The organism is Clostridium sp., assembly GCF_021372645.1.
Taxonomy (GTDB): Bacteria; Bacillota; Clostridia; order Clostridiales; family Clostridiaceae; genus Clostridium.
Map to the genome: position 1 here is coordinate 1 of NZ_JAJFUC010000038.1, position 9,810 is coordinate 9,810.

The 9,810-nt window shown below is 28.7% G+C and carries 10 protein-coding genes and 1 pseudogene; 2 read left to right on the plus strand and 9 right to left on the minus strand.

Annotated elements, in window-relative coordinates; translation table 11 throughout:
• The first annotated feature begins 121 nt into the window (after window positions 1-121).
• Window positions 122-1,756 carry a recombinase family protein gene (locus LLF98_RS06350; protein ID WP_291701983.1) on the plus strand — a complete coding sequence of 545 codons (1,635 nt, stop codon included), beginning with the start codon at window positions 122-124 and terminating at the stop codon, window positions 1,754-1,756.
• Window positions 1,757-1,793: 37 nt separating this feature from the next.
• Here the strand turns inward: LLF98_RS06350 and LLF98_RS06355 are convergent.
• A pseudogene (locus LLF98_RS06355) lies at window positions 1,794-2,582 on the minus strand (FAD-dependent oxidoreductase); the annotation flags it as partial.
• Window positions 2,579-3,511: a sulfide/dihydroorotate dehydrogenase-like FAD/NAD-binding protein gene (locus LLF98_RS06360; RefSeq protein ID WP_366512077.1), complete on the minus strand. Its 933-nt coding sequence runs from the start codon at window positions 3,509-3,511 to the stop codon at window positions 2,579-2,581. The pseudogene LLF98_RS06355 and the gene LLF98_RS06360, both read right to left, overlap by 4 nt.
• Window positions 3,512-3,529: 18 nt before the next feature.
• Here LLF98_RS06360 and LLF98_RS06365 point away from each other — a divergent pair, with 18 nt between their 5' ends.
• Window positions 3,530-3,997 (plus strand): helix-turn-helix transcriptional regulator, encoded by a 468-nt coding sequence (locus LLF98_RS06365; RefSeq protein ID WP_291701987.1) that lies wholly within the window; start codon window positions 3,530-3,532, stop codon window positions 3,995-3,997.
• Window positions 3,998-4,042: 45 nt separating this feature from the next.
• Here LLF98_RS06365 and LLF98_RS06370 read toward each other — a convergent pair whose 3' ends face one another.
• The 7 genes from LLF98_RS06370 to LLF98_RS06400 form a co-directional block, all read right to left on the minus strand.
• On the minus strand, window positions 4,043-6,532 hold the full coding sequence (locus tag LLF98_RS06370; protein WP_291701989.1) for a hypothetical protein: 2,490 nt from the start codon (window positions 6,530-6,532) through the stop codon (window positions 4,043-4,045).
• Window positions 6,442-6,840: a hypothetical protein gene (locus LLF98_RS06375; RefSeq protein ID WP_291701991.1), complete on the minus strand. Its 399-nt coding sequence runs from the start codon at window positions 6,838-6,840 to the stop codon at window positions 6,442-6,444. Before LLF98_RS06375 ends, LLF98_RS06370 begins: the two co-directional genes overlap by 91 nt.
• A gap of 11 nt (window positions 6,841-6,851) precedes the next feature.
• Window positions 6,852-7,118, minus strand: a complete 267-nt coding sequence (locus tag LLF98_RS06380) for a hypothetical protein (protein WP_291701993.1) — start codon at window positions 7,116-7,118, stop codon at window positions 6,852-6,854.
• A gap of 263 nt (window positions 7,119-7,381) precedes the next feature.
• A complete protein-coding gene (locus LLF98_RS06385; RefSeq protein WP_291701995.1) occupies window positions 7,382-8,092 on the minus strand; it encodes a hypothetical protein in 711 nt (236 codons plus the stop codon).
• Between the two features lie 204 nt (window positions 8,093-8,296).
• Window positions 8,297-8,473 (minus strand): hypothetical protein, encoded by a 177-nt coding sequence (locus tag LLF98_RS06390; protein ID WP_291701997.1) that lies wholly within the window; start codon window positions 8,471-8,473, stop codon window positions 8,297-8,299.
• On the minus strand, window positions 8,470-9,333 hold the full coding sequence (locus LLF98_RS06395) for a ParM/StbA family protein (RefSeq protein ID WP_291701999.1): 864 nt from the start codon (window positions 9,331-9,333) through the stop codon (window positions 8,470-8,472). The genes LLF98_RS06390 and LLF98_RS06395 overlap by 4 nt, the downstream gene beginning before the upstream one ends.
• A gap of 136 nt (window positions 9,334-9,469) precedes the next feature.
• Entirely contained in the window at window positions 9,470-9,673 is a 204-nt protein-coding gene (locus tag LLF98_RS06400) for a helix-turn-helix domain-containing protein (RefSeq protein ID WP_291702000.1), read from the minus strand.
• Window positions 9,674-9,810 lie beyond the last annotated feature (137 nt).

The window sequence follows — 9,810 nt, forward strand, 5'->3', positions numbered from 1 at the left end:
ATGCTATATAGATTTGCAGCTGCACTTCAAATTTGCCCACGACTACTTTTACCATGTATAATAAAGGAAATGGAATGTAATGATAAAAATTTTAAAAGATGTGAATGTGAGTTGAATTTAAATGAAAATAGCTATATATAGCAGGAAAAGTAAATATATTGTTGGTAGTGACTCAATTGAGAACCAAATCCAAATGTGTAAGGACTATGCATCTAGTAAGTATACTAATGATAAATTAGAATTTGATATCTATGAGGATGAAGGCTTTTCTGGTGGAAATATTAATAGACCTAAATTTAAAGAGCTAATGAAAAATATAAAAAAATATGATGTATTAATATGCTATAGGTTGGATAGAATTTCTCGTAATGTAGCTGACTTCTCTAGTACACTTGATTTACTACAAGCTAATAATTGTGACTTTGTTAGTATTAGAGAACAGTTTGATACTAGTTCTCCAATGGGCCGTGCCATGATATATATAGCCTCAGTATTTGCTCAATTAGAGCGCGAGACTATTGCGGAACGCGTCAGAGACAACATGACAGAGATGGCAAGACGTGGAAGTTGGACTGGTGGACGCACTCCACTTGGATATTCTAGTGAAACTACTACATATATCGATGACGAAGGTAATGAAAGAAAATTAGTTAAGCTAGTTAAAAATGAAGAAGAACTAAAACTAGTAAAATTAATATATGAAACTTACCTGAGAGAAGGATCACTACATAAAACTGAAATATGGTTTACTCAACATAATATAAAATCTAATAGTGGAATATTGTTAGAAAAAACTACGCTCAAAATAATATTACAAAATCCTGTTTATGTTAAATCTACACCAGAAGTTTTGGAATATATGAAAAATGATGGTTGGAATGTGTATGGTGTTGCTGATAGAGTTCATAGCCTATTGAGTTATAATAAAACTGAAAGTGTTACTATAAAAGGTAAATCAACTAAAAGACCTAAAGACAAATCAGAATGGATTGCAGCAATGAGTTCATGTGAAGGTGTAATTGATGCTGAAATATGGATTGATGTACAGAAACAGTTTACTAAGAACAGAGATACGTTCCCTCGACTTGGAAAAACTAATAATGCTATCCTAACTGGTAAACTAAAATGTGCTTTGTGCGGAAGTAATATGAGAGTTTCACATGGTACTGCTTCTAAAAAAACTGGCGAACAATTTTACTATTATATTTGCAGTATGAAAAAGAAATCTAAAGGTGAGATATGCAATGCTAACAATTTAAAAGCTCGTGAGATAGAAGAGTCAATACTGATTGAAATAGAAAAAGTAGCTAAAAATAAAAAACAATTTCTTAAGAATATTGAAAAAGAAAACAAGGAAAAGCTAAAATCTAAGAATCCAGATGTTAAAAAGCTAGATTTAGAAAAACAAATTCATGATAAACAAAAACAAATGAACAACTTAGTTAATAAATTATCTATGGATGATAGTATTGCTGATGTATTAATGTCTAAAATCAAAGAACTTAAAGATGATATAAGAATACTTGATAGTGAACTACTAGAAATAACTAATACAATACAGTCAGCTAAGGAAGAAGAAATAAATATTAGCTTTATAAGTAATATATTGGATAAATGCTTGAATATTAGAAATCTTAGTAACAAAGAACAAACGGAGCTAATAAATATTATAATAGATGTTATTATGTATAATTCTGAAACTGATTTAATTGATATAACTTTTATTGGAGCAAATGCTAAAAAAAATAAAATATAAAATGGTGAACATTGGAAATAGCTTGTCCTTTTGTTCACCTAGCATGGCCAGTGTCAAGAAGAATGATATTTTCAGCAAACTCCTTTAAAGCATATTGTTGGCAAACCTTAGTGTTTAATTTATCATAATTAACATCTTCCACCGGAACTTTTAACACAACAACACCTTTAGACTCTAGCTCTGTTCTTAATTCTTCCGATAAACTTTCCTTTGCTAATTTACATGAGCCTGACATAGCTCCAAGTGAATCATTATTTGTTTCACCTTGAATGTCTGATACACCACAACGTTCGCTAATACTTATTCTAGGACCAAAGGAAGGACATCTTAAAACACACATAGAACATCCATTACCATAACGCAAACAATTTCCCATTGGGCCTGTTGTACCAGTAGTTTCAATAAATACATCACCAGTTATATAAGTATCGTCACTAAGATATACTCCTTTAATTTTTCCATTTTCAAATTTTACATCATTTACTCTACTTTCCATCATTAAGTTTATACCAAGTGTTGTTAAATATTTATGAACTTCTCCTTCAATCATATTAACATTATACAATGTGGCATGCTTATGACCTGGAAAATCTATATTCGTATGAGTTGAAACTTTATCAGTAATTTCTATTAATTCTCCACCACCAAGAGCTATAAGCTCTTCTGAAGCAGTATATCTTCCGTTATTCCTCATTATTCCACCAACATTACCAAGACCAAGTAAAAGATCTGTTTTTTCTATTACAGTAACATCTGCTCCAGCTTTCTTGCTTGAAATTGCTGCAGCGCATCCAGACCAACCTCCACCAATAATAACAACTTTCATATAAATCTTCTCCCTTCAAAAATACTTCTTGGGTCAGCCTGTTCTTTGCAGAATCTTTTGACTCTATGCCCTGAGAATCTTGATGTACAAGCTCCGCAAATACCTTCTCCACAGCACATTTTAAAGTTATTGCAACAAGAAAGGGAGACATCATTTCTATCAATTTCATTTAAATAATTAATAACACTATAAGTTAAAATATCAGCTCCTGCTACATGAATATACGTAGCACCGCCATAAAGTGCATCCTTAATTATGACTTTACAATGATCAGAAAGTTTACCTTTATCTAATAGGGAATTCTCTGATACCTTAATATCGTAATCATTTAAAAGTTCACTGGCAAAATTCACTTCAAAAGGACTTTTATCTATTACTACTTGTAACTCATTATTTTGTAAAACTAATTTTCTTATTACAGGCATCATAGGAGCTAGTCCAATACCTCTTGCAAGAATTAATGTTTTATTTTCTTTTTGAGCTAATATATTTTTAATTCCAAATACGCCATTCCAATATGGTCCTCTAATTACTATGTTTTCGTTTGCTTTTGTATTTAGTAATCTATTAGTTTTTATTCCTCTAATTTCAACAGCGATTGTAATAATATCATTTTCTATATCTGAATTCATAATAGAAATAGGAATATCAAAATACTTATTTTCATCTGTTCGTACAAATATATAGCTTCCAGGCTTGGCTAAATCTAAAACTAGTTTATGAGGTGCTCTAAATTTAATCAAAATCCCATTATTGCTATAATTAATTACATCTTCGACATTACAATCATAGGTTTTCCGTCCTTCCTTTGCTTTATATCCATTATTATGAAGTTCTTGATATATACAAACCCCCTTCCAGTTTAAACAATCACAAAAGCACTCTCCTTGGCATTGCGAACAAATCAAACATTCACCTGATTCAGCCAGCTTACAAGGACAAGCTTAGTGTATAAAACTACGACTTATTGGAAAGAATATATAATTAACCTAAAAAACCATGAAATAGAGCAATTAGAAAAACAATTAGATTTTAATTCAGTAAGTGATTGGTTAATCTATCATAGAAAATTAGAGAATATATCCCAAGATAAATTAGCTAAAAGAGTTGGCATTGAATATGGATCATACATAAAGGATATAGAAATTAATAGAAAATTTCCTAATAGAGATACCTCTATGAAATTAGCTAAGTATTTTAAAATAGGCACAAAATATTTTTATGATTCTTATCTTGAAGAAACTGAACAAATTCATTCTTTACTATTAGAATATAGAAAAAAGAATAATTTAGGAATAAAGTATGCTGCAAAATTAATAGATGTTTCTCCTGGTACTTGGAGTAATTGGGAAAAGCAAAAATATGAAATAAATAGAGAAAATTATTCTAAACTCAAAAATTTAAATATAATATAAGAATTGGAAGCTACCAAAAGGAACTAGGAATATTGTCCCTAGTTCCTATTTTAATTCAGGTGGCAAATGAGTTAAAAATGTTTGTATAGTTTTTTCTCTTCCTCTGACTATATTAAGACTATGCCATGCAGGCATTTTTATTAAATCATTTAATTCAAAATTAGATCCTATTTCTTCTCTTAGTAAAGTAAAGTTCTCTTTTTCACATCCAGCTAATAACATGAAGTTGCATCCAGTTCCTTTAACTGCATCCCAAAGCCTTCCGAATTGCTTTAAGAATTGGCAAGTAAATACATAGGTGGTTCTAAATTTTCTATCCTCTGCTATGTTCTTAATCATAAGACTTGTACTATTATCAAGCTGATGTATTTCATCAAGCATTATATGAACTACTTTTCTTTTTTCTCTATCCTTAATAAGTGCAGCTCTCTTTTGTCCTGCTAATTTCATTCTAGATAAAAAATAAGTCATTACAATATCTTTTAATTCGTAATCGGTAAAATAGTCTTCAGGCATTAAGACTAGCACAACTTTATTTTGTTCAAATATATCTACGAAGTTAACATTATTTCTGTCTATTCCTAAAAGCATCTCTTCTGTTCTACTATCTCTTAAAAGTGCATTAAATCTATCTAATACTCTATCAGCTTTATCATTTGTTCCTATAACTGTATTAGTAGTTTTGCTACCCTTTTTACCTTCTTTCACTTCATCTAGAGATTTCATAACTTCAAATCGAAAATCTTCTTCATTATATATGTTCATTTCTTCAACCTTTTTTACTACAGTATATCTAAATCTATAATTAGTAAGTATTTTATAAATTGAATACATATCTGTAAATCCCGCTAAGAAAGTTAGACTACAAGCAGATATTAAAATATTTCTCATATTTGCAGTAAGTGGCTGCGCATCACCAGTATTGATAGTATTTATGAATTTCTCCATTAGCATACAGTAATCACTGGCAAACCTCTTAACATTACGATTATATTCTTCATCTTTAGGAATTGTTGAAATATCTAGTTCTGGGTAATCAAATGTGAATCCTTTGCTTAAATCTAATGTAATAACATCATTTTTAGGTATGTGCTTTGCTACTTCCCAGGCATTCTGATTATTTTCTATATAGTCAAAATAAATAATGCAATCTCCACCTTTGTAAGCATTGTACACATAATTTTCAAAGTATTTACTCTTTCCTGCTCCCTTTACAGCTACTATTGCTTTACTAAGACATAATAAATCCTTTATCTTACTCCAATAAGCAATTCCTTTGCCACCATATATATGTCCTATAGGAATATATCCTTCTAATAGTTCCTTTGCAAGTTTTATTTCTGCATAATCCAATCTTTCAATATTAAGTTCTTTTTGAAGCGTAACTTGTGGAAGTTGGAGAAAATGTTCAAGTTCTGAAATATCTAATATCATTTTCGAATCATTTAGTGGATGCCAAAACAATTCTCTATTCTTTATTCTTAGCATATTTTCTTTTGTATTTTTAATTTTTCTCATAATTAAGCTGTTATCTAAGTCCATGCATCCAAAACAGTTACTAAATTGATCTAATAAAAATTCTCGTCTACTTTCTGATTTAGAATATACAATACCTCGTATTGCAGTTTCAAAACCTTTTTCAGTTCCTTTTTTTAGAGTAGCATTTCTTAATCCTGTTTCCTTCTTCATTATCGAAACATCATCATCTGTTGTATCTATTTTTTCTACTCCATCTTTACCCAGGATTATTTCTTCAAAACAGTAAAGAAGTTCTAGAGCTATATCCAAAGTTACATTCCCTAATATATTACAAATATCTTTCAACTTTAATTGAAACTTTTTAGGCATTTTACCATCTTTAAATTTTTTATAAGCTTGTGTATATGTGGTCCACCAATCTGTATTCAAAGGTTCTACTATGACTTGGTATATAAATAGTTCATCGTCTTTTAAACTTCTCTTTAGGTCCAGGATATATTTAAGGGGCTCTAATCCTTTTTGCATGGTTTTGAGTGAGAACATGAAATGATCACGATTAACCATTTCACATACACTCATATTTTCATCTACTGGAATTTGATAATCTACTATATTATCACTAAATTTAATTTTATCAACATACTTGCTATATGTCTTTTTAACCTTGTCTAAATCTCTATTTAATAGTATAAAATCTATGCTTTTATTTGTTATTTGTATTTCATATATAAATGTATTCTGTAGGACCAAAAGGTCCGTTTCTTCTTTTTGCTTCATAAGTTTTTTAATTGATCCTCGCTTAAATAGTTTTTTAACTGAAATTGGTTCACCTTCTTGCATCAGTTTGTCCAAACATTCAAAATTATATCTTTCGGTGTATCTCTTTGGATCATGAAGTGCTTTTGCAAGGTCTTTAATATTAGAGTTATCTAAAGTGCTATGAGGTATTATTTTTAAGCCTTTCATCACATCTTCCTCAAATCTCTTCCTATTTCTAACAACAAATTTAATAAAAACGGTACGAATTGCAAACCAATATATCCAATAGCTGCCCATTTCATTATCTCCAAACCTTTTGACTTCTTGCCTGTTATTATCATTATCATTCCAATAGATAGCATCCCGTATGTTAAGGGATAACCTAATCCTGCTAACAACTCAATAAGTGGATTAAAACCCTCTTGCATCTTTTTTGTAATATCACTATAATCTTTTGCATATACCATTGTTGTATTACAAATTGTAATGGCAGAAGTTGAACATATAGTTTTGATAAAAGTTTCATTTTTAAATAAAGTTTTTAAATTGTTTTTAATCTCTTTTTCATATACAACCTTATTATCTAATATAATACTTATTTCCATATTACACTCCTTTATTTAATCATTGATGATCCAATTAATTCTATCAATAAGCCTAGTGCATAACTTATACACCCCCACCTAAAAACTTTAGTGTTTTTGCATATCCATAATAAAGCACCTAAAGCTATAATTATTATTGCAACTTCTTCAATGTGTGTTCCAAGTGCAACTAATCCCGAACCTATTGTTTCATTAATTTTTTGTGTTGCTGCTTCAATAGCTGATTCCTTTAAATTATTTATATAATTGTTCCAAATGTTACTAATATGCTCTAACATTTTAAAACCTCCATTATAATTTTTATAAAACTGGATATACTTATAATAAAATCTATTGTAGAAAGGAAAATTCATTATGAATATTTTAAATAAACTTTGGGTAGGAACTGGCTATACTTTAGTAATTTTGGGTGCTTTATCTCTAATTTGTAAATTAATTGTGAATAATTAATTAAATCGTGCATCTTTTTCTATGTGTGTGCATAAGATTATATTATAATCGTTCAATAGCTAAAGTCTACTCGTTGGTGGGTAGGCTATTTTTAATGTATAGGAATGACTATTTCTTTAGCTTTTCCCACATAACATTGTTTGCAGTTACCACAATCACCTTTGCATATAAATATTTTATTATTAACATTTTCTATTTCCTTTTTAGGTATTGCAGTAAAAGTTTGTAATTCTAGCTCTTTTGCTCTATCTGTATATTCTTTAGGTGTATCCTCCCAAATACTCCATACAAAATGAATGTTTATATCTTCAAGTATTTCTCTATCTGAAAATTCATAACCGTAAGTTGTTTTATAATCTTGAATATAATAATTCATAATAGGTATAGATTTAGTATAAGCTTGAAATAATATTTTTTTATTATTCCTAAAATAATTGGTTATATTTATCCATTTAATGAAATAATCTAAATTAAAAAAATCTCCACTTGTATGAATTCTTACATATATAATTTTATCTTGTGATTTTTTTCTACTTAATTGATATTTTAAATGGTTTATCATATCTTCTACAAACGTATCTTTTTTAGCTTCTTCAAAATTTCTCATTCTACTATCTAATACAGTTTTAAAATATTGGTTCTTTTGTGCGAAACAATGCTTTCTACACATTTTAGTTGCATAAGGACAAGTTATTTTACATGGTAAACTCCAAGTTAAAAACATCACATCATCAGTACATTTAGATTTTATATTCCCCTCACTTAAATGTATATTTTGATTGAGTTCTGATTTTTTTAACATTGATAAAGCATCTCCTAAATATTATTTTCTAAACATTCATTACAAATAAAAGCAACGCAATAATCTAGGTTTTGAGCGTTTAATTCTAATTCTATTGAATTAACTAGATAGTATTCTCCAATTGCAATCAATTCTTAATACTTCATCTGAATCATTAAATTCTTCTCCACATATTTTACATTTATAACTCATAACAAATACTCCTTACATATCAAGCTCAAAATTTCTTTTCTTCCGCTCTTGCCTTTCCTCTTTATTAATATTACTTTTTTTCATATCTGCAATTACAAGTTCTTTAATATAAACACTTGGAGATAACTTGGCTTTTATAAAATCATAAATTTCTTTTTCAGATTCTTTAAAACTTATAGGTATCTTCACTCCCAAATCCCCCTTCCAAATTCCTCGTATGCTATTGCATTAGCCATTAAACAATTTTCTATTAAGTCGCAATTTGGAACTCTCTTCTTTATTGATTTATATAATAATTCAGCTCCACCACCAACTAAACTTACATCATAAGTTTTTAATGAATATTCTATTTGTAGCTTTGCTATTAAATCATCTATAAATTCTTTGAAAACTTCCAATGCAAAATCAATTTCTATAGGTTCTCCATAAATCTTAAGTCCATTTTTTAATATTCTTTCTGTATCTGAATCCTTCAAATCCAAACCTTTTTTATTATTTATTGATTTTATAAAATCTGAATATAAATTTTGTATTCCTTTTGGATAGCTTAAAGGATTTATTATTTTTCTTTTATTATTTCTAAATTCTATAGAGCATATATCTGTTGTCCTTCCACCTATATCAATTACAATGCCCTCGTATGTGTCCGAAACTGTTAGTACCCCTTCTGGAAAAACCTCTACATCTTCAATTATTAAATGTTTATCTTCCTTGTTTATAGTTATCCACTTCTCTCTATTAGTTAATATTAAATTTTTAAGTGATTCTTTATCTTCCTTGTATTGAGAAATAGGTAATCCAACCGCTACTTGATTAAATGTATCTTTGGTTGTTAATGCTAATGAACCAAATAAAAGTGGTAAATAATTGACCTTTTCAATTTTCCTATAGTTAGTGTCATATTCGCCCTCTCCTAAAAAATATTTAGTTCCATCTAATATTAAACAGTCACTAGAGTTAAGACTCTCCATCTTTGATACTTTAGATTCAATTATTATTCCTTTTGAGTTCTTTGACATACTACTGCCACCATCATAACCTAAAATCATATTACTTTTTGCTCCTTTCTGACCTTCTTGATATATATGTATGTATTTAGTATTAAAAAAATTCCTGTTTGAATAATATTTTTCTAAATGAGTTTTAAATTCGATTTTGAATAATTAATTATATAAAAATAAGGACCTAATCACATAGGTACCAAATATCTTCTACCTTGCGATTAAGTCCTTTTGCTATTATCAATAATGTTTCTGCATTACCTTGTTTTGTATTGCTTTCTATCGGATTATACGTGCTTTGGCTAACTCCAATGATATTACAAAACTCTTTTTGATTCATCATATATTCTCTCATCCGTATTTCTTTAAGTTTATTCTTAACCCCCACAATACCACCTCTAGTAATATTGTAAAATAATTACATATATATATCAATAATAAAATATAATATAAAAAATGTTTATTTTCTTTAAATTTTTGTTATAATATAAATAAGAAAAGCCTAGTGCGGGAACACTAAGCTTC